The sequence below is a fragment of the Micromonospora sp. LOL_024 genome (assembly GCF_048060415.1).
Classification (GTDB): Bacteria; Actinomycetota; Actinomycetes; order Mycobacteriales; family Micromonosporaceae; genus Micromonospora.
The window spans coordinates 240,397-265,572 of sequence record NZ_JBHMIS010000002.1 but is presented as its reverse complement, the minus strand read 5'-3'; the positions used below and the strand labels follow the sequence as shown (position 1 = coordinate 265,572).

Sequence of the window (25,176 nt, the reverse complement as noted above, 5' to 3'; positions counted from 1 at the left end):
GACGACGACGGGTCACCACGAACAGGGCCGCGCCCGCGCGGCCACTTCGGCGACCCAGCGGGACTCGCTGTTCGTGACGGTCCACTCGACCTTCACGTCTCCGTTGTCGAGCTTGCAGCCGACACCCTTGATGACAGGGTGGTGTGCGCTGGCCGGCGCGGCGACGGTGGCGACGCCAGCTAGGCCGATCAGCGCGCCGGCGGCGGCCGCCGTGACGCGCCGGAGGTTCAGACGGTTCACGTCTACTCCTGCCCGACACCGCGCAGACCCTGTCCATCCGGCGTGAGGCGCCATAGCCTTCAGTGAGACCTAAGGAACATGTGGTGGATCCGTGATCTTCCATCTGCGGAAGGTTCGGGCCTGGCTACGGAGCGATCATTCGGCGGTCGACCGACCTCGAACGGCCGTCGCGTAGCGTCGGGGCATGTGCAGGAGCCAGCGGTGACCCGCATCGTCGCCGGCAGCCTCGGCGGCCGGCGGATCAGCGCCCCGCCGGGCGCCGGTACCCGACCGACCTCCGATCGGGTGCGCGAGGCGCTGTTCAGTGCCGTGCAGGCGGAGACGGACCTCGACGGCGCACGATTCGTCGACCTCTACGCGGGCTCTGGCGCGGTCGGCCTGGAGGCGCTGTCCAGGGGGGCCGCGTACGCGCTGCTTGTCGAGTCCGACCCGCGCGCCGCCCGGGTGATCCGGGGAAACATGGCGGCCCTGCGGGTGGGTTCCGCCGCCCGGCTGGCCGCCGGCAAGGTCGCCACGGTGCTGGCCGCGGGACCGGACGGCGACCCGTACGACGTCGTCTTCGCCGACCCGCCGTACACGCTGCCGGGCGGCGACGTCGCCGCGATGCTCGTGGCCCTGCTCGACGGTGGCTGGCTCGCGCAGGAGGCGTTGGTGGTGGTGGAACGGTCCAGCCGCAGTGGGCCGGTCGAGTGGGTGCAAGGCGTCACTGGCCTGCGCGGTCGCCGATACGGCGAGACCACCCTTTGGTACGGTCGCCGATCATGAGACGTGCGGTGTGTCCCGGCTCGTTCGACCCGGTCACCAACGGTCACCTCGACATCGTCGGCCGCGCCAGCCGGCTGTTCGACGAGGTGATCGTAGGCGTGTTGGTCAACCAGTCGAAAAGCGGCCTGTTCACCGTCGAGGAGCGGATCGACATGCTGCGCGAGGTGACCGCTTCCTACGGCAACGTCCGGGTCGAGTCCTTCCGCGGGTTGCTGGTGGACTTCTGCCGGGCCCAGCGGGCGACTGTGCTGATCAAAGGGCTGCGGGCGGTCAGCGACTTCGACTACGAGTTGCAGATGGCGCAGATGAACATCGGCCTCGCCGGGGTCGAGACGCTGTTCATGCCCACCAATCCGCTCTACTCCTTTCTTTCCTCAAGCCTTGTCAAGGACGTGGCCAAGTGGGGCGGCGACGTCACCTCCCATGTCCCCGACCTGGTCCGCGAGGCTCTGAAAGCCCGCCTGGTCCCCCCAGTCTGAGTCCGGCACTCCTCGCACTTGTGCTGCTTAATGCCCTCATTGAGGGCTTTTGCGGCGAAAATCGGTACGAGGTCGCTGAGGTGGATGGTGCGCGGCGACGCGCCGGGGAGGGGTGGGTGCGAGCTGGCCACAGGACGACATCATTGGATGAGGCGGGAAACCGTCCGCGGCCCGCATGATGTAGATCGGCCCGACGAACGACAGGAGTGAGGTACCGGTGGACCCGCTCGACCGCATCGAGGAACTGATCGCCATCGTGGAGCAGGCGCGCTCCGTCCCGATGTCGCGCAACAACTGCATGGTCGACCGGGGTGAGATGATCGCTGCACTCGACGAGATGCGTGCCGAACTCCCCGCCGACCTGCGCAGGGCCGCCGCGTTGCTGGAGGAACGGGACAAGATCATGGAGGCCGGCAAGCGGGAGGCCGACCGGATCATCAGTGAAGGTGAGGCGGAACACGCCCGCCTGGTCTCGGTGAACGAGATCACCGTCTCGGCCGAGCACGAGGGCGCCCGGATCATCTCCGAGGCCCGGGCCGAGGCGCAGCGCCTGCGCGAGGAGGTCGACGACTACGTCGACACGGCGCTGGCCAACTTCGAGCAGTTCCTCACCCGGGCACTGGCCTCGATAGAGCGCGGCCGGGACAAGATGCACGCGCTGCGCGAGATCGGTACGTTCGCTGGCGACGAGGCGGAGCGGCCGCTGCCCTTCTGAGCGGCACCACCGCCACCGTCACCGCGCAGCGCCGGCAAGGGCTGCTGGTCGGCCCCGGTTCGACGCTGGGGTGTCCGCCCAGGTAACCTCGCTTGTCGGCCTCTCACCGGCCGGAGTCTGAACTATGCCCAAGAATTCACCCAATTCACTCGACCCCAGGTCACCGCTGGTCCTCGACACGAGGGAGCTCCCGCGCCGGCCTGGTGCCTTGCGTACCGTCGAACGGGTGGTCCCGGCACCATCGGACCTCGGCGTGGAGTTGATCGGCGTGCCGGAGGGCGCAGACCTCGACCTCGATCTGCGGATGGAGTCGGTGTCCGAGGGCGTGCTCGTGTCGGGGACCGTCAGCGGTCCGATCCGGGGCGAGTGCGGGCGCTGCCTGCGCGAGATCAACGACTCGGTGACGGTGACGATCCAGGAGCTGTACGCCTACGAGAACAGCACCACGGACGCCACCACCGAGGAAGATGAGGTCGGTCGCATGCAGGGTGACCTGATCGACCTGGAACCGACGTCGCGGGACGCGGTGGTGCTCGCGCTGCCGACGAATCCGCTCTGCCGCCAGGACTGCCCCGGCCTGTGCCCCGACTGCGGGGTGCACGGGGACGATCTGCCGGCCGACCACAGCCACCAGCAGGTCGACCCGCGTTGGGCGGGCCTGTCGAAACTGACCCGTACAGAGGAGTAAGAACCGTGGCCGTCCCCAAGCGCAAAATGTCGCGCAGCAACACCCGGTCCCGCCGGGCGAACTGGAAGGCCGCGGCGGTCGCGACCGTGGCCTGCCCGCAGTGCAAGTCCGCGAAGCTGCCGCATGCCGCCTGCTCCGTCTGCGGCACCTACAACGGCCGCCAGGTCCTCGAGGTCTGACCTGGACGCCGAGTGACGCCTCCGACCACAGGTCGGGTCGCGCGCACACCCCGGCGATCGCCTGATGCTCCCGCCGACGCCGGCCGGCACTCACCGGCCGGCGTCGCCAGGGGGCCAGGCACCGCACGGATCGCCGTTGACCTCCTCGGCGGGGACGATGCTCCCGACGTGGTGGTGGACGGCGCTCTGCGGGCTCTGCGTACCGACCCGGACCTGCACCTACTTCTCGTCGGCCCGACCCTGGTTGCCGGCGCGCTGATCGACGCCCTCGACTCGGCGCAACGCGCCCGCACCACGGTGCGACCGGCGGACACCGCCGCCGACATGACCGACGGTCCCCGTGTCGCCAGCACCGAGACGACCGTTCGGGCTGCCGTCGCCGCCGTGCGCGCGGGTCACGCCGACGCGCTGGTCTCTGCCGGGGCCACCGGCGCCACCGTCACGGCCGCCGCCCTCGGGCTCGGCCGCTGGCCCCAGGTCCGGCGCCCGGCCCTCGCCGCCGTGCTGCCTGCCGTCTCCGGGCCGGTGGTGCTGCTCGACGTCGGAGGATCGCTGGAGCCGAACCCGACGACGCTGGCCCGGCACGCCGTGCTCGGCGCCGCGTACGCCACCGTCACCCACGGCGTGCCCGCGCCCCGCGTCGGGCTGCTCTCCGTCGGCACCGAATCCGGCAAGGGCGACCGGGCCAGGCGGCTCGCCGACCCCATGCTCAGCACGGCCGGCCTACCCGGCGACGCCCGCTACGTCGGGCTGGTCGAGGGGTACGACGTCTGCCTCGGCACCCGCGCCGATGTGGTGGTCACCGACGGGTTCACCGGTAACGTGCTGCTCAAGGCCGTCGAGGGCGCATTTGCCATGGCCGGCGGCTCGCCGCCCGGCGGCGGTGCGCCGCGGGCGGCCGCCCTGCTCGGAGTCGCCGGGACGGTGGTCGTCTGCCATGGCGCCGCTCGCGCCGAAGACATCACCTCCGGCATCGCCCTGGCCGCCCATCTCTGGCGGCAGGACGCCACCGACCAGGTCACCGCGCTGATCGCCGGAGACCGCACCGACCGCACGACCGATACCGAGGTACGCACATCATGAACAATGACAAGCGCCGGCGGCCCTCGATCGGCCACCTGGAGGCCGCCTTCGGCGTGTCACTGGACCCGGCACTACTGGAGCGGGCCCTCACCCACCGCTCGTACGCCTACGAGAACGGCGGGCTGCCCACCAACGAGCGCCTGGAGTTCCTGGGCGACTCGGTGCTGGGAGTGGTGATCACGACCGCGCTCTTCGAGAACCACCCCGACCTGCCGGAGGGCCAGCTCGCCAAGTTGCGGGCCAGCGTGGTCAACATGCGTGCGCTCGCCGACGTGGCGCGCGGGATGGGTCCGGATGGGCTCGGCCCGTACATGCTGCTCGGCAAGGGTGAGGAGACCACCGGCGGCCGGGACAAGGCGAGCATCCTCGCCGATACCCTGGAGGCGCTGCTCGGTGCGATCTACCTCCAGTACGGGCTGGACACCGCCGCCATGGTGATCCATCGACTGTTCGATCCGCTGATGGCCGAGTCGGCGGGCCGGGGTGCCGCGCTGGACTGGAAGACCAGCCTGCAGGAGCTGACGGCTGCCCTCGGTCTCGGTGTGCCGGAGTACCGGATCGAGGGGGCCGGGCCGGACCACCTGAAGACCTTCACCGCCTGGGTGGTGGTCGCCGGAAACCGTTACGGCGGCGCCAACGGGCGCAGCAAGAAGGAGGCCGAGCAGCGGGCGGCGGCGTCCGCCTGGCGGATCCTCACCGAGCAGCCCGACACGGGCGCGGACGACACCGCGGAGCCGGCGGACGACCAGGCGAACGCGGCGGCCGGAGACGGTCGGGAGCTGGTCGGCGAGGTCGAGTTCCAGGCGCGCGGTGCCTGAGCTGCCGGAGGTGGAGACGGTCCGGCAGGGGCTGGCGCGGTGGGTCACCGGCCGCCGGATCTCATCCGTCGAGGTGCGGCACCCTCGGGCCGTTCGCCGGCACCTGCCCGGCGGTGCCCACTTCACCGACGTCCTGACCGGCCGGACCGTGCTCGACGTCCGACGCCGCGGCAAGTACCTCTGGCTTCCGCTGGACAGTGGTGACGCGGTGGTCGGACACCTGGGGATGTCCGGGCAACTGCTGCTGCAGCAGGCGGTCGCGCCCGAAGAGGCGCACCTACGGGTTCGGTTCCGCTTCGCCGACGACGGCCCCGAACTGCGTTTCGTCGACCAGCGTACGTTCGGCGGACTGTCGGTCAGCGAGGGCGGCGGCACCGTGCCGGCCGAGATCGCGCACATCGCCCGGGACCCGCTGGACGACGAGTTCTCCGACGCGGAGTTCGTCACCGCGCTGCGCCGCCGGCGCACCGAGGTCAAGCGGGCACTGCTCGACCAGAGCCTGATCTCCGGCGTGGGCAACATCTACGCCGACGAGGCGCTGTGGCGGGCCGGACTGCACGGCACCCGCCCCACCGACGCACTGACCGGCCCGGCCGTCCGGCGGCTGCTCGCGCACGTGCGGGACGTGCTCGGCGAGGCGATCACCGCGGGCGGCACCAGCTTCGACGCCCTCTACGTGAACGTCAACGGGGAGAGCGGCTACTTCGACCGGGCGTTGAACGCGTACGGACGTGAGGGGCAGCCCTGCCGCCGGTGCGGCACGCCAATCCGCCGCGAGGCGTTCATGAACCGGTCGTCGTACAGTTGCCCGCGCTGCCAACCGCGGCCCCGGGGCTCGCTGCGCGGCTGATCCCCGAAACCCGGACGGGTGGTCTCACGGTCGTGGGCAGGGCAGGCGCCAGGCGTCCAGGGTGCGGTTCTTGCGGATGGAGGCGAAACCGTAGCCCACGCTGGTCACGCAGAAATCGGTGGGGACGCCGGCGTACTCGACGTGGAACACCGGCTTGCCGGCGTCGACGAAGGGCAGCAGCTTGGCGCACTGCGTCAGGCGTACGCACTCCTCGTTGACCGCGAAGTCGAAGTCCGGCGCCAGCGCGGCGACCTGCGGCAGGGCGCCGAGCAGGCCGGGGGAGAGGGCGAGTGAACGGGCCAGCGTGGCCACCCGGCGATTGAACCGCAACTGGTCGTCGAACTCCAGCGGGAAGCCGGAGCGCCGGTCGTAGCCGTCGGCGTCGGCGAGCAGTACCGCACCGAAGCCCTTGCCCCGGCAGAGCCGGAACCGGTCGGCCAGCACCGGGCGTAGCGTGTCCCACTGGCGTACGTCCAGCCAGCTACGCCCGGTACCGGCCGACGGGACGCCGCGGACCCGAGCCGGATACCGGCTCGCGTCCAGGTCGACGGGGTGGACCGATCCGACGTGTACCTGGCAGACCAGCCGGCGGCCGCGCGAGTGCAGCTCGGCGGTCTGTGCCGCCGTCGTACCGACCGGGTCGAGCACGAACACGTCGGCCTCGACCGCCGGGTCCAGCACCCCGGCCAGTTGCCACTGCCACTGCCAGTGTCGAGCCGAGGCGGCCGGCCAGTCGGTCGGCGAGCCGGACGGCGTGATGTCCGGCTGGCAGGCGGTGACCGGGGCGAGCAGCATGGCCGCCAGCCCGGCAGACAATGCCCGGCCCAGCCACGGTGCCCGCCGCCAGCCCAGCCTGATCCGCATCGCCAGCTCCGCAGGTCGCGGGTCGGCACCGGGCCGCCCGAGCCGGTACGCCGAACCTGGCGTACCTCACCCGGTCAAACGAGCACAGACCCGACAAGGACTCGCAGCCGGACGGGATCGGCACCCGGTAGTGCCGGCGGGCCCACGGGTCAGCGCGGCGCGGCGAACACCTGCGTCCAGTACGGGCCGTTGCTGCTCGCCACGCCGACACCGATCTCGGTGAAGCTGCAGTTCAAGATGTTGGCCCGGTGTCCGTCGCTGTTCATCCAGGCATCCATCACCGCCGCCGGCGTCTGCTGGTTCCAGGCCACGTTCTCGCCGAAGGTGCGCCAGACGTAACCAACCCGGTCGATCCGCTCTCTGGGCTCGCTACCGTCGCTGCCGGTGTGTGACATGTTCTGGTGGTCTGCCTGGTCCTGGCTGTGCCGCTGGGCCGCGGTCGTCAACTTCTGGTCGATGCTCACCGCCTCGCAGCCGGCCTTCGCCCGTTCCGCGTTGACCAGCTCGACGACCCGGGTCGTCTCCGAGGTGGCGCCGCTGGTGGTGGACGGGCTGGGGGTGGACGGGCTGGCGGTGGACGGGCTGGCGGTGGCGCCACGGCTCGGGCTGCCCTGGCGGTCGCCGGCCACCCGGGAGGCCGCGGTGCTGCGCGCGGGCGTCGGCTCGGGTTTGGTGGTGCGGCTCGGTGACGGCGACGCGGTGCTCGGGGAGACGCTCGGACTGGGGCTCGGGCTCTCGGTGTCGAGCGAGTCGAAGGGGACCACCTCGTCCTCCGAGGGCAGCGCCGGCGTGGTGGCGGCGGAAGCCTCGCCGGCAGTGGTGCCGGTCGGACCGTCGTCACCGGGCAGCGCGAGGGCCGCGACGCCGATGCTCACCACGAGGGTGGCCGCGGCGGCGGCTCCGCCCATCACGAGTGGGCGCCGTAGTCGGCGCGACCGGCCGCGGGTCCGGGCCGGTTCGGTGTCCTGATGGTCGGTCCCGACCACTGCCGTGGAGGCGTCCGGTGTGCCGAAGCCAGGCCAGGGGTCCGGTTCGGCGTACCGGCCGAGCTGACCGGTGTACTGCTGACCCGGGGTCTCGTACGCGCCGAGGTCGTAGGCGCCGGCCTGCGGCGTGCTGTGGTATGCGGTCCGGTCCACGGCGTGGGGGGCCGTCGGGTGGTCGACCATGCCGGTGAATCGGTCCGTCGCCCAGCCGTCGGTGGACGGTTCGTAATGTCCGCCCGCCGGCTCTGTGGCCTGGTAGCGCCCGTTGTCGTGGTGGCGCCCGCCGTCCTGGTAGTGCCGTCCCGTGTCTTGCTGGTACGAGGCGGCCGGGTCGGTGGCCCGCCACTGCTCGGTCGGCTGGTCGCGGTCCCACCCGTCGGACGGCCTCTGCGGCTCGTCGCCGAACAGGTATGGCGACCGTGGTGCCGGTCGGTCGGTCAGCCAGGCCGGGTCGTGGGTCGGCGGTTCCGGTCGGCGGGAGCCGCCGTCCGGGTCGATCGGATCGTTCCAGCCGTGCACGCCTGTCGCCTCCACGGGTCGGTTGTGGGCCGGGGTGACGCTACGTGGTGGTCTTGAGCAGCAGCAATGTGGCTAAGGAAGAGTTAAGGCGAGTCAGTACCTCTGGGTGAGGTGTTCCCCTGTTCGTCGGCGTAGAGTTGGGGTGTCCGGACAGAGCGTGTCCGCGCCTCGTGGCAGCCGCCCCGGTGACGGGTCAGGTCGACGCCGAGATGATCTACGGCCTGCGAAAACTTGACGAAGCAGGGGCTGTCGGCTCAATATGGAGGTGTCGCCGGTCGCGCCCGGCCATGCCCAGAATTCGCGGGAATGGTAGTCGCGTATACAGGGCGCGCGTTGGCCGGCCATCCGGCAGCGCAAATCAAGGAGTAAAGAATGGCGAAGGCCCTCTACGGCCACGTAGGCGCAGCGCCCGACCGGCGCCTGCTCGACGAGGTCACCCGACTGCGTTCCAGGGTCCAGTCTCTGGAGTTCGAGGTCACCCGGCTGCGCGCCGAGAACGATCGGCTCGCGGCGGCTGCGGCGGAGGCGGACGACCTGCTTCGTCTGGCCGAGCCCGCGCTGACCTGAACCCGAACCACCTGGTCGCGACAACTGAACAGCACCACCGTACAAAGCGCGCCGACACGATGTGCCGGCGCGCAGCTCTGTGCACACCCTTCCGGCATGGGTCGTCCGGTGCCACTGCCGGAGCCGTACGGCGCGCGGCGACCGGCAGGCGGGTCGTGTCGCGCGCCCGGCCCGGCCCCGGGTTAGTCTGCGGGTTTACCAGGGTCCGCGCAGCCGGGCGACGGTACGGCGGCCACCGGACGAGGATCGAGAAGGTGCATCTCAAGAGCCTGACGGTGAAGGGCTTCAAGTCCTTCGCCTCCGCGACGACGTTCAAGCTGGAGCCGGGGATCACCTGTGTGGTGGGCCCGAACGGCTCCGGCAAGTCCAACGTCGTCGACGCCATCGCCTGGGTGCTTGGCGAGCAGGGCGCGAAGGCGCTGCGCGGAGGCAAGATGGAGGACGTCATCTTCGCCGGCACCGCCGGCCGGGCGCCGCTCGGCCGGGCCGAGGTGACCCTCACCGTCGACAACACCGACGGTGCCCTGCCGATCGAGTACACCGAGGTCTCCATCACTCGCCGGATGTTCCGCTCCGGCGAGAGCGAGTACGAGATCAATGGTGATTCCTGCCGACTGCTCGACATTCAGGAACTGCTGTCCGACTCCGGCATCGGCCGCGAGATGCACATCATCGTCGGCCAGGGGCGACTCGACGGGATGCTGCACGCGAAACCGGAGGACCGGCGGTCGTTCATCGAGGAGGCGGCCGGCGTCCTCAAGCACCGCAAGCGCAAGGAAAAGGCGCTGCGCAAGCTGGACGCGATGCAGACCAATCTGAACCGGCTCACCGACCTGACCGCCGAGCTGCGCCGTCAACTCAAGCCGCTCGGCCGGCAGGCCGAGGTGGCCCGGCGGGCCGCCGTCATTCAGGCCAGCCTGCGCGACGCCCGACTGCGCCTGCTCGCCGACGACCTGGCCACCCTGCGGGCCACCCTGGACAAGGAGATCGCCGACGAGACCGCGCTGCGGCAGCGGCGCGAGCAGGTGGAGGGCGAGCACGCCGAGGTGCAGTCCCGCCTCGCTGAGCTGGAGGAGACATTAGCCTCCGACGCGCCGCGGTTGGCCGCCGCCCAGGACACCTGGTACAAGCTCTCGGCCCTACAGGAGCGATTCCGCTCGATTGAGCAGCTCGCGGTGGAGCGGCTACGGCACCTGACTGCCACACCGGACGACGAGCGCCCGGGTCGTGATCCGGACCAGCTGGAGGCCGAGGCCGAACGGATCCGCGAGCAGGAGGAGGAGCTGCGCGAGGCGCTCACCGACGACCAGGTCCGCCTGGCCGAGGCGGTGGAGCACCGGCAGGAGCTGGAACGTCAGCTCGCCGCCGCCGAGCGGGAGCTGGTCACCGCCGCGAAGGCGATCGCCGACCGGCGGGAGGGACTGGCCCGGCTCACCGGGCAGGTGAACTCCGCCCGAGCGCGGACCACCAGCGCCGGCGAGGAGATCGAGCGGCTCGCCGCCGCGCACACCGACGCGCTGGTCCGGGCCGATCGGGCCCAGGCCGATCTGGACGCGGTAGCCGAGCAGTCGACCGAGGCGGACCGCGACAACGCCGACCTGGACGCCCGGCACGCCGAGACCGTCGCCGGCCAGGAACGGGCACAGGCGGTGGCCCGGTCCCTCTCCGACGCGGAACGGGCAGCGGAGAAGGACGCCGCCAGTTGGCAGGCCCGCGAGGAGGCCCTCGCCCTCGGGCTGCGCCGCAAGGACGGCGCCGGGGCGTTGCTGGCCCGCGCCGACCAGGTACCTGGTCTGCTGGGCGGCCTCGCCGGCCTGCTCACGATCGCCCCGGGCCACGAGGCGGCGGTCGCCGCCGCGCTGGACGGGCTGGCCGACGCGGTCGCGGTCGCCGGTGTCGACGAGGCCGTCGAGGCGATGCGCCTGCTGAAGATCTCCGACGCCGGGCGGGCCGGGCTGCTCGTCGGTAGTCCCGCCGGAGCTGGAATGTCCGGCTCGGCCGACGCACTGCGGCCGAAACTTCCCGACGGCGCGCACTGGGCGCCTGACCTGGTCGAGTGCGACACGCAGATTCGCCCTGCGGTACATCGTGCGCTGCGCGACGTGGTGCTGGTGGACGATCTGTCGGCCGCCGCCGAGGTGGCGGCCGGCAACCCGGAGTTGCGCGCGGTCACCCGGGAGGGAGACGTGGTCGGTGCGTACGCGGCGGCCGGCGGGTCGGCCAAGGCACCCAGCTACATCGAGGTGCAGGCGGCCGTCGAGGATGCTCGGGCCAACCGGCTCGCCGCCGAGCGGACCAGCGCCGAGCTGCGTGCCCAGCTGGTCGACGCCCGGACCGTGGTGGCCGAGGCCAAGGAACGGGTGCAGCACGCCGCCGCCGCCAAGCGGGAGGCGGAGAGCCACCGCAACGCCGCCGCCCGCCGGCTGGCCGAGCTGGGGGCTGCCGCCCGGTCGGCGAAGGCGGAGACCGACCGGCTCGGCGAGTCCCGGTCCCGCGCCGAGGCGGTCCGGGAACGGGACCTGACCGCCCTGGCCGAGTTGGCGGAGCGGCTGCGGCTGGCGGAGGCCACCCCCATCGAGGCCGAGCCCTCCACCGAGGAACGCGACCAACTCGCCGCCATGGTCCCGCAGGCCCGGCAGAACGAAATGGAGGTGCGGCTCGCGGTGCGCACCTCGGAGGAGCGGGTCGCCTCGATCGCCGGGCGGGCAGACTCACTGCGTCGGCAGGCCGGCGCGGAGCGGGCGGCGCGGGAGCGGGCCACGGCACGGCGGGCCGCCCGGACCAGAGGTGCGGCCATCGCTCGGGCGGTCGCCGGTGGTGCCCGGGAGGTGCTGGGTCGGCTCTCCGCCAGCATCGCCCAAGCTGAGGAGCACCGGGACGCGGTGGCGCGCGAGCGGGCCACCCGTGAGGCGGAGCTGCAGGAGGCGCGGGCCGCCGCGAAGCGGTTCGGCGCGGAGCTGGAGCGGCTGACCGGCCAGGTGCACCGGGACGAGGTCGCCCGCGCCGAGCAGCGGCTGCGCATCGAGCAGTTGGAGGCGAAGGCGGCCGAGGACTTCGGCCTGACCATGGAGATGCTGATCGCCGAGTACGGCCCGGGCCAGCCGGTACCACCGACGGGGGCCGAGGTGGCCGCCGCGGAACGCGACGGCCTGCCGGTGCCCGAGCCGGTCCGCTACGAGCGGCCGGTGCAGGAGAAGCGGGCCGCCAAGGCCGAGCGGGAACTGGCCCTGCTGGGCAAGGTCAACCCGCTGGCGCTGGAGGAGTTCGCCGCCCTGGAGGAGCGCTACAAGTTCCTCTCCGAGCAGCTGGAGGACCTCAAAGCGACCCGGCGTGACCTGCTTACCGTGGTCAAGGATGTCGACGAACGGATCCTGGAGGTCTTCGCCAGCGCCTTCGCCGACACCGCCCGGGAGTTCGAACAGGTCTTCACCGTGCTCTTCCCCGGCGGGGAGGGCCGGCTGATCCTCACCGACCCGGACGATCTGCTGACCACCGGCGTCGAGGTGGAGGCCCGCCCGCCCGGCAAGAAGATCAAGAGGCTGTCGCTGCTCTCCGGTGGCGAGCGGTCATTGACGGCGGTGGCGATGCTGGTGGCCATCTTCCGCGCCCGGCCCAGCCCGTTCTACATCATGGACGAGGTCGAGGCGGCACTCGACGACGTGAACCTGGGTCGGCTGATCACCCTGCTCGCGCAGCTGAGGGAGAAGAGCCAACTGATCGTGATCACGCACCAGAAGCGGACCATGGAGATCGCCGACGCGCTGTACGGCGTGACGATGCGCAGCGGCGTGACCCAGGTCATCAGTCAACGGCTCAACCGGGCCGACGGGGACGAAGAGCGGCCGGGCCGCAGCGAGGAGAACGGTTAGTGGTTCGGGAACGTGCGACGGCGCTCCTGGTGGACTTCGACGGCGTACTGCGTCGCTGGGATCCGGCGGTCGCCGCGGGTGTGGAGCGTGAGTACGGGCTCTCCGGCGGCGTGCTCGCCGAGATCGCCATGCAGTGGGACCGCCTGCAACCGGCGCTGACCGGCCAGGTCAACCACGTCGACTGGATGACCAGCGTGGCGGACGCGCTCACCCCGTCGGTGGGCGACGCCGCGCGTGCCCGTGCCGCGGTCGCGCGGTGGCAGCGCTACCGCGGCGAGGTCGACCCGGACGTGCTGGCGTTCATCCGCGAGGTACGGGCTGCGGGCATCCGAGTCGGGCTCGGCACCAACGCCACCGACCTGCTCGACGCCGACCTGGCCGCGCTCGACCTGGTCGGCGAGCTGGACGTGGTGGTCAACTCCTCGGTGCTCGGGGTGCACAAGCCGGCGCCGGAGTATTTTCGGGCCGCCTGCGAGGCGCTGGAGGCCGCGCCCTCCCGGGTGCTCTTCGTCGACGACGAGGACCGGGCCGTCAGCGGCGCCCGGGTGGCGCGGCTGGCGGCACACAGGTGGAGCGGCCCCGCCGACCTTCGCTACCTGCGGGCGGCACTGGCGTATTGAGGCCGGTCATTCGCCGGTGGCCCCGTCGAGGCGTTCGCGAATCAGGTCGGCGTGCCCGTTGTGCCGGGCGTACTCCTCGATCATGTGGACGTAGACCCAGCGCAGGTTGAACGTCCGCCCCTTGCGCCCGACCTCGGTGAACGTCTCGTCGAGCGATCGGCCGGCGACGGCGGCGCGGGCCAGCGCCAGCTCCCGGTGGTAGGTGGTGAAGTCGGCCTCGGCGTCGGCGTCGCTGACGTCGAGGTCGGCGTCTGGATCCTCCTCCGTGAAGTAGGGGTAGTCGACCGACTCACCGGCGAAGTTCTCCCGGAACCACCAGGCCTCCACCTCGGCCAGGTGCCGCACCAACCCGAGCAGGGTGAGCCCGGACGGCTCGACGGTCGCGGCGCGCAGCTGGTCGGCGGTCAGGCCGGCGCACTTGAGCAGCAGGGTCTGCTGGTGGTACGCGAGCCAGCCTTCGAGCATGGTGCGCTCGTCGCCGACGTAGGGCACAGGGGTCCGGGCGATCTCCGACGCTCTCCAGGTCATGCGGGCATCCTCGCGTCCCGGTCTGACAGCGGCCGACTGGCTTGTGCGCCGGTCGCTCGTTGACCGGGGGTCCTTTCACTTCGTCAGGCGGTGGCGGGCGACCTCGCGGAGGTGGCCGTCGCTGGTGGTGCCCTCGATGGTCACCTCGGCCGCGCGCCCGGTGTGGGTGAGCGTGGCCACCGCGTTGCCGAAGTACGGCCCGGCCAGCTTGCGCCACTTGACCAGCGGGCGGCGCACTCCGGCGGTGCGGGCCAGGGCGCGGGCCGCCCCGGCCGGCCCGCGCGCCCAGCCGAGCCGCATCAGCGGACGCATCCCGGCCGGCACCTGGTTGTGGATCGGCGAGCAGGTGAGCTGGTGTACGGGGGTGTGTACGGCGAGGCCGGCGAAGCGGACCCGGGCCACGTAGGAATGGTGCACGTCACCGGAGAGCACGCTGATCGACGCCGGAGGCGGGTACGCCGGCCCGGCACCCTTGCGGTCGTCGGGCGTGCCGGGGGTGCCGCTGCCGATGCGGGCGAACAACGCGCCGAGGGCGTCGAACGAGCGGCGGAACGCACCCCAGTGTTCGAGGTCGAGTGCGCGCCGCAGCCGTTCCCCCAGCCCGGCGACCCAGGGCCGGGATGAGTCGGCCAGTTTCTCGTTCCACGCCTCGACGTGGTGGATGCCGGGCGGCAGCAGCCAGGGCAGCGAGGTGCCGACCACCAGGTGGTCGTAGTTGCCGTGGGCACGGTCGACGAACCACGACCACTCGCCGGGCGGCAGCATGGCCCGCCGGCCCGGCAGCAGCACCCGGCTGCACCGGCTGTCCAGCATCACCAGCCGGGTCCGGCCCAGGTCGAGCGCGTAGCTCCACTGGTACTGCACCGCCCGCCAGCGTTCGGTGTCGTGGGCCAGGTCGGCCTCGGTGTCGACCCGCTCACCGAACTCGCGCAGCACCCCGGTGGCGTCCTCGGCGGCGCTCACCTTGGCGAACACCGGGTCGGCCGCGATCTCGTCGGGGGAAAGGTTGCCCAGGTGCTGGTAGACCCAGTAGGAGGCCAGGCCACTGGCGATCCGCTCGGCCCACCAGGGTTGCTCGCGCATCTCCGCCCGCCAGGAGGCCGAGGTGTTCCAGTCGTCGATGATCTCGTGATCGTCGAAGATCATGACGCTCGGCACGGTGGAGAAGAGCCAGCGTATCTCCGGGTCGCTCCACGATTCCAGATAGAGCTTGGTGTACTCGTCGAAGCTGACCACCTGGTCACTGGGCGCGCCTTTGGGGCGTCGCCGTCGGCGGCGCAGCAGGCGCTTCACGGTCGGCGAGGTCTCGTCGGCGTAGACCTGGTCGCCGAGGAGCAGCACCAGGTCGGGTAGGGCGGCCGGGTCGGGGTCGGCCAGCACCCGTCGGGCGTACGCGTCGAGCGCGTCCGGCGGCAGCTTGCGGGTGGTGGCGTGCTGGGTGGTCTCCCGGCAGGAGCCGAAGAGCAGCCGGACCGGCTGGTCGCGGTCGTCGGCGGCGCGGGTACGGATGACGCTGGGCGGGAGGCGGCTGTCCGGCAGCGGCCAGACCACCTCGTCGTCGATCAGCACCTCGTAGCGCGTGGTGCTGTCCGGGGTGAGTCCTTCGAGCACCACGAGCGCGTAGTGATGGTCGTACGCGGTGAAGGTGGGTGCGGCGCCGGTGGCACCGTCGGCTGTGCGGACGGTGACCACCGCTGGCGCCGTCGTCTCGACCCACACAGTGGCGCGAGTGCCGACGACCCGGCGCAGCAGGGGGCCGATAAGCAGCTCGGCGGGCATGCAGGACCTCCAAGTGAGAGAGCTTCATCCGCTAGTACCCGACCGGCGGCGCAACACTGCTGGCGTGGCCGAGACTACCGCCGCGTCCCGAGCCGGTGCCGGCTCCCGTCCGGGCGTGGCCGGGAGCGGTGGCTGAGACGCGGTCGTCGGCATCTGACAGGATTCCGGCATGACGGAATACCTCCTCATCGCTCTCGCCCTGCTCGGTGTGCTGATCCTCGGCGGCATCGGGTTGGTCGTGCCGCGGCTGCGTCGACGGCCGGGGCCGCCGCTGCCGCGGACGGAGGTCGACACCCGGGCGGAGGAGGACCTCGCCGGGCCGCCGGTGCAGGCGCCGGAGGCCGATCTGTCCACCGGTGTCCTGGTCGAGCCGCCGGTCGTCGAGGCGCCGGCACCGACCGTCGAGGTGCCCGAGCCGACCGCCGGCCGGCTGGTCCGGCTGCGCTCCCGGCTGTCGCGGTCGCAGAACGTCCTCGGCAAGGGCCTGCTCGGCCTGCTCAGCCGTGACCGGCTCGACGAGGACGTCTGGGAGGAGATCGAGGACAGCCTGATCACAGCCGACGTGGGCGTCGACGCCACCCGGGAGATCGTCGACCGGCTGCGGGAGCGCAACCGGGTCCTGGGCACCCGATCGGTGGCCGAGCTGCGCGCCCTGCTCGCCGCCGAGTTGGTCAACGCGCTCGACCCCGGGCTGGACCGTTCCCTGCACACCGCGCCGAAGAGCGGCGTACCGGCGGTGCTGCTCGTGGTTGGTGTCAACGGCGCGGGTAAGACCACCACCTGCGGCAAGATCGCCCGGGTGCTCATCGCCGACGGCCGCAGCGTGCTGCTCGGCGCCGCCGACACCTTCCGGGCCGCCGCCGCCGACCAGTTGGAGACCTGGGCCGGGCGGGTCGGTGCCGAGACGGTTCGTGGCGCGGAGGGCGCCGACCCGGCCAGCGTCGCCTTCGACGCGGTCAAGCGCGGCATCCAGACCGGTGTCGACACCGTCCTCGTCGACACCGCCGGCCGGTTGCAGAACAAGATCGGCCTGATGGACGAGCTGGGCAAGGTCAAGCGGGTGGTGGAGAAGCACGGGCCGATCGACGAGACACTGCTGGTGCTCGACGCCACCACCGGCCAGAACGGCCTGGAGCAGGCACGCGTTTTCACCGAGGTGGTCAACGTCACCGGGGTGGTGCTGACGAAGCTCGATGGCACCGCCAAGGGTGGCATCGTGATCGCGGTACAGCGCAAGCTCGGCATCCCGGTGAAGCTGGTCGGCCTCGGCGAGGGGCCGGACGACCTGGCGCCGTTCGACCCCGCGCAGTTCGTCGACGCGCTGCTGGGTACCGAATCCTCCGGTCCGGCCGCGTAACCTCGGGTGACCAGAGACGATCGCGCGTACGCGGGCTGGCGCGACCCGAGCCACCCGTCGCAGCGCCTCGGGAGACCGTACGTGACTTCGCAGGAGATACCCCTGCACGGTGGGAACGTGAGCACCGTGGTGCGGGTGGGCGACACGGTGCGGCGCAACGCCGGGCCGTGGACGCCGTCGGTGCACGCCCTGCTGCGTCACCTGGAGTACGTCGGGTTCACCGGTGCTCCCCGTGCCCTCGGCATGGACGAGCGCAACCGGGAGGTGCTGTCGTACCTGGAGGGGGAGTGCGGCGAGTATCCGCTGGCTCCGCACTGGGTCACCGACGAGGCACTGGTCACCGTCTCCACCATGCTGCGGATGTTCCACGACGCCCAGTACGGTTTCGTACCGCCGCCGCGCGCGGTGTGGCGTTCGTTCGGCCCGCCGCCACCGGACACCGAGGTCGTCTGCCATCACGACGCGGCCCCGCACAACGTGATCTGGCGGCCGGACGGGACCCTTGGACTGATCGACTTCGACCTCGCCTCGCCCGGCGCGCGGATCTACGACGTGGCGTACGCGGCCTGGACCTGGGTGCCGATCTTCGCCGACCGGGACTCGATCACGTTGGGCTGGAAGCGCCCGGACCGGCCGCGTCGGCTGCGGCTGTTCGCCGACGCGTACGGGCTGATCCCGCGTGACCGGCACCGGCTGGTCCGGACCATCCGTAAACGGATCGTCGATCATGTGGAGGGCATCCGGCGGATGGCAGCGGCGGGGGAGCCGGCCTTCGTCCGGATCGTGCACAAGGGGCACCTGCGCCGGCCGATGCGGGATCTGCGGCTGCTGGATTACGAACGACAGGCCCTCGAGAACGCCCTGCGGTGATCCGTCGGGTTACGCCGCCGCACCGAAAGGCCGATCCGCCCCCCACCAAGTCACCGATGCGTGCGACTTTCTTCACACGTTGGAAACAAGCCGTCACGGTTTGGAAACCAGCCGGGGACCTTGGGTGAAACAGCCGACTATCAGGCTTCCGCGCAACCGGCGTACGGGCGATGCTGCGCGATGCCGGGAGGGAGGAAAACAACCTGAGAGGAGGCAGCGTGCCGGAGCTAGATTCTGGTGCCACCGCCTGGATTTTGACTTCTGCCGCGCTGGTGTTGCTCATGACGCCCGGCCTGGCGCTGTTCTACGGCGGCATGACGCGATCCAAGTCCGTGCTCAACATGATGATGATGAGCTTCGGCGCGATCGGCCTGATCAGCCTGTTGTGGGTGTTCTACGGCTACAGCATCGCATTCGGCGAGGACGTCGGCGGGATCACTGGTGATCTCTCCGCCGCCGGCCTGCGCGGGATGTTGGAAAGCGGCACCGAGGGCGGGATCCCCGACCTGCTGTTCGCCGGTTTCCAGTTGATGTTCGCCGTGATCACTGTCGCGCTGATCAGTGGTGCGATCGCCGACCGGGCCAAGTTCGGCCCGTGGCTGCTCTTCGCCGGCCTGTGGGCCACCCTGGTCTACTTCCCGGTCGCGCACTGGGTCTGGGGCGGCGGCTGGATCTTCGAGATGGGCGTACTCGACTTCGCCGGTGGCACCGCGGTGCACATCAACGCCGGTGCCGCCGCGCTCGCCCTGGCGCTGGTACTCGGCCGGCGGGTCGGCTGGCCGAAGGACAGCTTCAAGCCGCACAACCTGCCCATGGTGCTGCTCGGCGCCGGTCTGCTGTGGTTCGGCTGGTTCGGCTTCAACGCCGGTTCGGCCCTCGCGGCCAACGGCACCGCCGCGATCGCCTTCATCAACACCCAGGTCGCCACCGCCGCCGCGGTGCTCGGCTGGCTGCTGGTGGAGAAGATCCGGGACGGCAAGCCCACCACCCTCGGTGCGGCGTCCGGCGCCATCGCCGGCCTGGTCGCCATCACGCCGGCCTGTGCCTTCCTGGAGCCGCTCGGCGCCATCGCGCTCGGCGTCATCGCCGGTGTCGTCTGTGCCCTGGCGGTCGGCCTCAAGTACCGGCTCAAGTACGACGACTCGCTCGACGTGGTGGCCGTGCACATGGTTGGCGGCATCATCGGTTCCCTGCTCATCGGCTTCCTGGCCATCGAGGTGCTGGCCGGGGAGGGCAACGACGGTCTGCTCTACGGCGGCGGCCTCGCGCTGCTGGGCAAGCAGGCCCTCGGTTCGGTCGCCGTGCTGGCCTACTCGTTCGTGGTCGCCTTCATCATCGGCTTCGCGATCGAGAAGACCATCGGCTTCCGGGCCAGTGCCGACGCCGAGGTCGAGGGCATCGACAACGCCGAGCACGCGGAGAGCGCGTACGAGTTCAGCACGACGGGTGGTGGCGGCGGCGCGTTCGCCGCCGCGGGTATCGCCGGAACGGCCACGTCGAAGGCCGAGCCCAGCAAACCGGTAAGCGAGAAGGTCGCCGGCTAACGTACTCGGAATGGAGGGGTTGGACATGAAGCTGGTGACCGCGGTCATCAAGCCGCACCAGTTGGACGCCGTCAAGGAGGCCCTGCACACGTTGGGCGTGGCCGGACTGACCGTCAGTGAGGTCCAGGGCTACGGACGACAGAAGGGCCACACCGAGGTCTACCGGGGCGCCGAGTACACCGTCGAGTTCCTGCCCAAGATCCGGGTGGAGGTGCTCACCGACGAGATCGACGTCGAGAAGATCGTGGACGCCGTGGTCGGAGCCGCCCGGACGGGCAAGATCGGCGACGGCAAAGTCTGGGTGACCGGTGTCGAGGAGGTCGTCCGGGTCCGCACGGGCGAACGCGGCCTGGACGCTCTGTAGAGAACAGAATCGATGACCTCGTTGACCGCCAAGGAAGCCTCGGAGCCGATTCGTGGTGCCGAACTCCTGGTCAACGAGGTCATCGGCGTACCGACCGGGATCGGGTCGTCGGCGCGCCGATCCCGGTCACAGGCGTACGACTCCTGGCTGGCCCGGCTGCTGCCGGCCCGGCCAGGCGTCGCCCTGGTGGCGGTGGGTGGGCTGGGCCGGCGGCAGTGCGCACCCTACGGCGACCTCGACCTGGTGTTGGTGCACGCCGGGGTGCCCGGGATCGACGAGATGGCCGCCGCGCTCTGGTATCCGATCTGGGACGCCGGGCTGCGGCTGGATCACTCGGTGCGAACTGTCGCCGAGGCGCTGTCGGTCGCTCAGGACGACGTCAGGGTCGCTCTCGGCCTGCTCGACACCCGGCTCGTCGCCGGTGATCCCGAACTCGCCGACACGCTGGCCCGCAGCGCCACCGACCACTGGCGGCGCACGGCCGTCCGGCAGCTCGCCCCGTTGCGGGAGAGCACCACCGCCCGCTGGGCGGCCCACGGTGAACTGGCCTTTCTGCTGGAGGGCGACGTGAAGGAGGCGGCCGGCGGCCTGCGCGACGTGGGCATCCTGCGGGCCATCGCCACCGCCGGGATCACCGACGCGTTGCGTCCCGCCGTCCACGCCGCGCACCTGCGGCTGCTGGACACCCGCGACGCGCTGCACCAGCAGGTCGGCCGGCGTGTCGACCGGCTGCTGGCCCAGGAACGTGACGGCGTGGCGGCGCTGCTCGGCCTGCGGCAGGCGCCGCCCGGTCGGGTGGAGGCCGAACCGTCCGGGACGCCGCGGCCCCGAACCGGGGCGACCCTGGCACCGGGCGACGGAGACGCCCTGCTGCGCCGGGTCGCCGGCGACGCCCGGACCGTCAGCCACGCCCTGGACGACGCCTTCCGGGCCGCCGACCGGCTGCGTTCCGGTCGGCGCCGCGGCGCCGACGGTCGGCCGGTGCGCCGCCCGGTAGCCCGGGACGTGGTCGAGCACGACGGCGAGTTGGTGCTGGCCCGTACCGCCATCGGTGCCCGCCCCGATCCCAGCCTCTCGCTGCGGGTCGCGGCCGCCGGGGCGGCCACCGGACTGCCGATCGCCCGGGCCACCTGCGAGTGGCTGGCCGCGTACTGCCCGCCTCTGCCGACGCCCTGGCCGGCTGAGGCCCGGGACGCCCTGACCACGCTGCTCGGCGCCGGCGTGGGACTGATCCCGGCCTGGGAGACCTGCGACCGGTACGGGCTGATCGACGGCTGGCTGCCCGAGTGGACCCGACTACGCAGCCTGCCGCAGCACAATCCGGTGCACCGGTTCACCCTCGACCGGCACCTGGTGCAGACGGCCTTCGAGGCCAGCCGGCACACCCGCGATGTCGATCGGCCCGACCTGCTGCTGCTCGCCGCCTTCCTGCACGACATCGGCAAGGGTCTGCCCGGCGACCATTCGACGGTGGGCGCGCCGATCGCCGAGGCGATGGCCGCCCGGATCGGCCTGCCGGCGGCGGAGGCGGAGCTGATCGCCATCCTGGTCCGGCTGCACCTGCTTTTGCCCGAGGTGGCCACCAGACGGGACCTCGCCGATCCGGTCACCATCGGCCGGGTGGCGGAGGCGGTCGGTGACGTGACCACCCTCGACCTGCTGTACGCGCTGGTTCGCGCCGACGCCGCCGCCACCGGGCCTGCCGCCTGGTCGGACTGGAAGGGGCGGCTGGTCGCCGAACTGGTCGCCCGGGTCCGCACCACGCTCGACACCGGCGCCGTACCCGCGCCGCCGGCACCGGATCCGGCGCTGGTGGCCGGGCCACTGCCGGTGGTACACCTGACCGGGGACCGGGTTGCGGTGGCCGCGGCCGACCGGCGGAACCTGCTCGCGACGGTGGCCGGTTGCCTGGCGTTGCACCGGCTGGAGGTGCTCGCCGCCGACGCTTCGACGGTGGACGGCCGGGCTCTGGTCGAGTGCCGGGTGCAGCCGCGTTACGGGCTGCCGCCGGACCCGGTGGCGCTCAGCGCGGACCTCCGCCGTGCGGTAGGCGGCGACGTCTCGGTGACCCAGCGGCTGCGTGGCCGGGCCCTGGCGGCGCGGGGAGCCGGGGCCCGGCCGCGGGTGGTCTGGCACCGCGACGCCGCCACCGACGCGGTGCTGCTGGAGTTGCGTGCCGCCGATGCCGCCGGCCTGCTGTACCGGGTTACCAGCGCGCTGGACGCGGCCGGCGCCCAGGTCCGGGCGGCCCGGATCGCGACGCTCGGCGGCGATGTGGTGGATGCCTTCTACCTCGTCGGCGCGTGGCCCTCCGACCCTGAACGGGCCCGTCTGGAGGCCGCCGTCCTGGCCGCCGTGTAGGGAAGGCGCCCTGTTAGCGCCTCCGGTAGTAGAGGGCCCGCTCAGCAGCAGCCGTCCCCAACCGCCGGCAGCGGCCGGCGTGGACGAGAAGGAACCCTCGGTCGCCGGGTCGGCGCGCGGTTTCCGCGACGGCCGCACTGGTTGCCCCCCGGCGGGCAGGAGGCGGTGGTCGGGTGGGACGGTTACCCTTGCGGGTGGCCGGTCTTGTGCCTGCCGGCCGCATCGTGCTCGCCGGAACACTGACAAACGGGATGTTCGTGTGTTTGACACCTTGAGTGACCGCCTTTCCGGGATCTTCACCAAGCTCCGCGGCAAGGGGCGCCTCACCGACGCCGACATCGATGCCACGGCGCGCGAGATCCGTCTCGCGCTGCTGGAGGCCGACGTCGCCCTGCCGGTGGTCAAGGGCTTCATCGCGAACGTCAAGGAGCGCTCGCGTGGTGCGGAGGTCGCCGAGGCGCTCAACCCCGCCCAGCAGATCATCAAGATCGTGAACGAGGAGCTGATCGCCGTCCTGGGCGGCGAGGGGCGCCGGATCCAGTTCGCCAAGCAGCCGCCGACGGTGATCATGCTCGCCGGCCTCCAGGGCTCCGGCAAGACCACCCTCGCCGGCAAGCTGGCCCGCTGGCTCAAGGCCCAGGGCCACCAGCCGCTGCTGGTCGCCGCCGACCTCCAGCGTCCCAATGCCGTCGGGCAGCTCCAGGTGCTCGGTGGCCGCGCCGGTGTCGAGGTGTACGCCCCGGAATCCGGCAACGGTGTCGGCAACCCGGTGCAGGTGGCGAAGTCCTCCATCGAGCACGCCCGGCGGGCCGCCCGGGATGTCGTCATCGTCGACACCGCCGGCCGGCTCGGCATCGACGCGGAGATGATGCAGCAGGCCGCCGACATCCGGGACGCGGTCGAACCGGACGAGGTCATCTTCGTCATCGACGCGATGGTCGGCCAAGACGCGGTGCGCACCGCCGAGGCGTTCCGCGACGGCGTCGGCATCACCGGCGTGGTGCTGGCCAAGCTCGACGGCGATGCCCGTGGTGGCGCCGCGCTCTCGGTCCGAGAGGTGACCGGGCAGCCGATCCTGTTCGCCTCCACCGGCGAGAAGCTGGAGGACTTCGACGTCTTCCATCCCGACCGGATGGCCAGCCGGATCCTCGGCATGGGCGACGTTCTCACTCTGATCGAGCAGGCCGAGGCGGCCTTCGACTCCGATCAGAAGGAGAAGATGACCGCCAAGCTGATGGGCGGCGAGCAGTTCACCCTGGAGGATTTCCTCGACCAGCTCATCGCGGTACGCCGGATGGGGCCGATCGCCAACGTGCTGGCCATGATGCCGGGTATGGGGCAGGTCAAGGACCAGCTCGCCGAGCTGGACGACAAGCACTTCGACCGGATCACCGCGATCATCCGGTCGATGACACCGGCCGAGCGCACCACCCCGAAGATCATCAACGGTTCCCGGCGCGCCCGGATCGCCAGCGGTTCGGGCGTCACCGTGATGGATGTCAACCAGCTGCTCAACCGCTTCACCGACGCGCAGAAGATGATGAAGCAGATGGGCGGCATGATGGGTATGCCCGGCGGCCGGCGCAAGGCGACCAAGTCGCCGAAGAACAAGCGCAAGGGCACCAAGGGCGGCAACCGGCCGCGTACCGGTGCCGGCGCCGGGGTGGCGGGCGGCTTCCCGGGCGGGATGCCGCAACTTCCCCCCGGGATGAACCCCGACGACCTGGCGGCCGGGCAGGGTCTGCCGCCCGGGTTCAAGTTGCCGAAGATCGACTTCAACAAGTTCGGCAAGGGCGGCCAACCGCCCCGCTGAGCACCGGGTACGACCGAGGTTCTGCCGTCCACGTGGAGCGTCGCGGTACAGGGAGTGTGACCGTGCACGCAGGTGCCGGGCGTGGAACCGGGTGGATGCGGTAGGACTGTGCGCATGGCTCTGCATGTGCGCGGTGTGCTCCTGCCGGACGACGAGGTCCGGGATCTGTGGCTGGTCGGCGACCGGGTGACCTTCGAACCGGTACCCGGCGCGGAGACGGTCGCCGACGGCGGCTTCATCCTGCCGGGGCTGGTGGACGCGCACTGCCACATCGGCATCGCCCGGGGCGGGGCGCCGATCACCTCCCTGGACCAGGCCCGCGTGCTGGCCCGTACCGACCGGGACGCGGGCGTGCTGGCGATCCGGGACGCCGGATCGCCCTTCCCGTACCCGCAGCTCGACGACGAACCCGACCTGCCCCGGCTGGCCCGCGCGGGGCGGCACGTGGCGCCGCCGAGGCGGTACCTGCGCGACATCGGGGTGGAGGTCGACGCGGCCGAGGTCGACGCGGCCGTGGCCGAGCAGGCCGCCGCGGGCAACGGCTGGGTCAAACTGGTGGGGGACTGGATCGACCGCGGGGTCGGCGACCTGGCGCCCGCCTGGGACGCGGGGACGCTGAGCGCCGCCGTGGCCGCCGCGCACGCCGCCGGGGTACGTGCCGCCGTGCACACCTTCAGCGAGTCGGCCGTGGAGATCATGGTGCGCGCCGGGGTCGACTCGGTCGAGCACGGCACCGGCCTCAGCCTCGACCTGATCGACCTGATGGCTCGTCAAGGCACTGCGCTGATCCCCACAATGATCAATATCCGTACCTTCGGTGGCATAGCCGACCAGGCCCGGTCGAAGTTCCCCGGGTACGCCGACCACATGCTCGCCCTGCGTGACCGTTTCCCGCAGGTGGTGCGGGCCGCGTACGAGGCGGGGGTGCCGATCTACGTGGGTACCGACGCGGGCGGGGGAATCGATCACGGGCTCGCGGTCGAGGAGATGCTGCTGCTGCACGAGCAGGCCGGCATGTCGCGGCTCGACGTGCTGGCCGCCGCCTCCTGGGCGGCCCGCGCCTGGCTGGGCTTCCCGGGCCTGGTCGAGGGTGGTCTGGCCGACCTGGCCGTCTATTCCGAAGACCCCCGCGAAGACCTGAACGCCCTCCGTACCCCCACCCGCCTCATCCTTCGCGGCCACCCCCGGCCTTAGCCCCCACCGGCGCCGGCGGCGTTGTTCGAGAGTCGCGTCGGAATTCGTGGTTCCCGGCGCCGCGAACTTCGTGATCAACGTCGGGTGGGGGTGGTGGGGCGGGCGTGGGAGGTGGTGGTGCGGC

23 protein-coding genes are annotated in these 25,176 nt (G+C 71.7%); 18 read left to right on the top strand and 5 right to left on the bottom strand.

What is annotated here, in order from left to right; genetic code table 11:
- Positions 1–12: 12 nt before the first annotated feature.
- Positions 13–240: a hypothetical protein gene (locus ACFHWY_RS05060; RefSeq protein ID WP_416578894.1), complete on the bottom strand. Its 228-nt coding sequence runs from the start codon at positions 238–240 to the stop codon at positions 13–15.
- A gap of 201 nt (positions 241–441) precedes the next feature.
- On the opposite strand from ACFHWY_RS05060, the gene rsmD reads away from it, so the two are divergent.
- From rsmD to mutM, 8 genes are all read left to right on the top strand, one after another.
- Entirely contained in the window at positions 442–1,005 is a 564-nt protein-coding gene (gene rsmD / locus ACFHWY_RS05055) for a 16S rRNA (guanine(966)-N(2))-methyltransferase RsmD (protein WP_416578893.1), read from the top strand.
- Positions 1,002–1,484, top strand: coding sequence for a pantetheine-phosphate adenylyltransferase (gene coaD, locus ACFHWY_RS05050; protein ID WP_416578892.1), 483 nt, complete (start codon positions 1,002–1,004; stop codon positions 1,482–1,484). The genes rsmD and coaD overlap by 4 nt, the downstream gene beginning before the upstream one ends.
- A 217-nt stretch (positions 1,485–1,701) precedes the next feature.
- A complete protein-coding gene (locus ACFHWY_RS05045; protein WP_416578891.1) occupies positions 1,702–2,199 on the top strand; it encodes a hypothetical protein in 498 nt (165 codons plus the stop codon).
- Positions 2,200–2,323: 124 nt separating this feature from the next.
- Positions 2,324–2,887 (top strand): YceD family protein, encoded by a 564-nt coding sequence (locus ACFHWY_RS05040; protein ID WP_416578890.1) that lies wholly within the window; start codon positions 2,324–2,326, stop codon positions 2,885–2,887.
- Between the two features lie 5 nt (positions 2,888–2,892).
- The gene (rpmF, locus tag ACFHWY_RS05035; protein WP_091435485.1) at positions 2,893–3,066 is read left to right on the top strand and encodes a 50S ribosomal protein L32; all 174 of its coding nucleotides are present in this window, start codon (positions 2,893–2,895) and stop codon (positions 3,064–3,066) included.
- Positions 3,067–3,195: 129 nt separating this feature from the next.
- Positions 3,196–4,149: a phosphate acyltransferase PlsX gene (locus ACFHWY_RS05030; RefSeq protein ID WP_416579027.1), complete on the top strand. Its 954-nt coding sequence runs from the start codon at positions 3,196–3,198 to the stop codon at positions 4,147–4,149.
- Entirely contained in the window at positions 4,146–4,967 is an 822-nt protein-coding gene (gene rnc, locus ACFHWY_RS05025; protein ID WP_416578889.1) for a ribonuclease III, read from the top strand. The genes ACFHWY_RS05030 and rnc overlap by 4 nt, the downstream gene beginning before the upstream one ends.
- On the top strand, positions 4,960–5,817 hold the full coding sequence (mutM, locus tag ACFHWY_RS05020) for a bifunctional DNA-formamidopyrimidine glycosylase/DNA-(apurinic or apyrimidinic site) lyase (protein WP_416578888.1): 858 nt from the start codon (positions 4,960–4,962) through the stop codon (positions 5,815–5,817). Before rnc ends, mutM begins: the two co-directional genes overlap by 8 nt.
- Positions 5,818–5,841: 24 nt before the next feature.
- Here the strand turns inward: mutM and ACFHWY_RS05015 are convergent, their stop codons facing one another.
- Together ACFHWY_RS05015 and ACFHWY_RS05010 are read right to left on the bottom strand one after the other, a co-directional pair.
- Entirely contained in the window at positions 5,842–6,681 is an 840-nt protein-coding gene (locus ACFHWY_RS05015) for an endo alpha-1,4 polygalactosaminidase (RefSeq protein ID WP_416578887.1), read from the bottom strand.
- 149 nt (positions 6,682–6,830) lie between these two features.
- Positions 6,831–8,201 (bottom strand): CAP domain-containing protein, encoded by a 1,371-nt coding sequence (locus tag ACFHWY_RS05010; RefSeq protein ID WP_416578886.1) that lies wholly within the window; start codon positions 8,199–8,201, stop codon positions 6,831–6,833.
- Positions 8,202–8,558: 357 nt separating this feature from the next.
- Here ACFHWY_RS05010 and ACFHWY_RS05005 point away from each other — a divergent pair, with 357 nt between their 5' ends.
- From ACFHWY_RS05005 to ACFHWY_RS04995, 3 genes are all read left to right on the top strand, one after another.
- Positions 8,559–8,753 carry a hypothetical protein gene (locus ACFHWY_RS05005; RefSeq protein WP_092373577.1) on the top strand — a complete coding sequence of 65 codons (195 nt, stop codon included), beginning with the start codon at positions 8,559–8,561 and terminating at the stop codon, positions 8,751–8,753.
- Between the two features lie 254 nt (positions 8,754–9,007).
- Positions 9,008–12,622 carry a chromosome segregation protein SMC gene (gene smc, locus ACFHWY_RS05000; RefSeq protein ID WP_416578885.1) on the top strand — a complete coding sequence of 1,205 codons (3,615 nt, stop codon included), beginning with the start codon at positions 9,008–9,010 and terminating at the stop codon, positions 12,620–12,622.
- The gene (locus ACFHWY_RS04995; RefSeq protein WP_416578884.1) at positions 12,622–13,242 is read left to right on the top strand and encodes an HAD-IA family hydrolase; all 621 of its coding nucleotides are present in this window, start codon (positions 12,622–12,624) and stop codon (positions 13,240–13,242) included. Before smc ends, ACFHWY_RS04995 begins: the two co-directional genes overlap by 1 nt.
- 6 nt (positions 13,243–13,248) lie before the next feature.
- On the opposite strand, the gene ACFHWY_RS04990 is transcribed toward ACFHWY_RS04995, so the two are convergent.
- Both ACFHWY_RS04990 and ACFHWY_RS04985 read right to left on the bottom strand, forming a co-directional pair.
- A complete protein-coding gene (locus ACFHWY_RS04990) occupies positions 13,249–13,770 on the bottom strand; it encodes a DinB family protein (protein ID WP_416578883.1) in 522 nt (173 codons plus the stop codon).
- 75 nt (positions 13,771–13,845) lie between these two features.
- Positions 13,846–15,549, bottom strand: coding sequence for an alkaline phosphatase D family protein (locus ACFHWY_RS04985; protein WP_416578882.1), 1,704 nt, complete (start codon positions 15,547–15,549; stop codon positions 13,846–13,848).
- 169 nt (positions 15,550–15,718) lie between these two features.
- On the opposite strand from ACFHWY_RS04985, the gene ftsY reads away from it, so the two are divergent.
- The 7 genes from ftsY (at position 15,719) to ACFHWY_RS04950 (ending at position 25,052) form a co-directional block, all read left to right on the top strand.
- Positions 15,719–16,906 carry a signal recognition particle-docking protein FtsY gene (gene ftsY, locus ACFHWY_RS04980; protein WP_416578881.1) on the top strand — a complete coding sequence of 396 codons (1,188 nt, stop codon included), beginning with the start codon at positions 15,719–15,721 and terminating at the stop codon, positions 16,904–16,906.
- 6 nt (positions 16,907–16,912) lie between these two features.
- Positions 16,913–17,776 carry an aminoglycoside phosphotransferase family protein gene (locus ACFHWY_RS04975; protein WP_416578880.1) on the top strand — a complete coding sequence of 288 codons (864 nt, stop codon included), beginning with the start codon at positions 16,913–16,915 and terminating at the stop codon, positions 17,774–17,776.
- 281 nt (positions 17,777–18,057) lie between these two features.
- Positions 18,058–19,320, top strand: a complete 1,263-nt coding sequence (locus ACFHWY_RS04970; RefSeq protein WP_416579026.1) for an ammonium transporter — start codon at positions 18,058–18,060, stop codon at positions 19,318–19,320.
- A 25-nt stretch (positions 19,321–19,345) separates the two neighbouring features.
- On the top strand, positions 19,346–19,684 hold the full coding sequence (locus ACFHWY_RS04965; RefSeq protein ID WP_170147604.1) for a P-II family nitrogen regulator: 339 nt from the start codon (positions 19,346–19,348) through the stop codon (positions 19,682–19,684).
- A gap of 12 nt (positions 19,685–19,696) precedes the next feature.
- Positions 19,697–22,045 carry a [protein-PII] uridylyltransferase gene (locus tag ACFHWY_RS04960; protein WP_416578879.1) on the top strand — a complete coding sequence of 783 codons (2,349 nt, stop codon included), beginning with the start codon at positions 19,697–19,699 and terminating at the stop codon, positions 22,043–22,045.
- 259 nt (positions 22,046–22,304) lie between these two features.
- Positions 22,305–23,858, top strand: a complete 1,554-nt coding sequence (ffh, locus tag ACFHWY_RS04955; RefSeq protein WP_416578878.1) for a signal recognition particle protein — start codon at positions 22,305–22,307, stop codon at positions 23,856–23,858.
- Positions 23,859–23,972: 114 nt separating this feature from the next.
- Positions 23,973–25,052: an amidohydrolase family protein gene (locus ACFHWY_RS04950; protein WP_416578877.1), complete on the top strand. Its 1,080-nt coding sequence runs from the start codon at positions 23,973–23,975 to the stop codon at positions 25,050–25,052.
- The last annotated feature ends 124 nt before the right edge of the window (positions 25,053–25,176 follow it).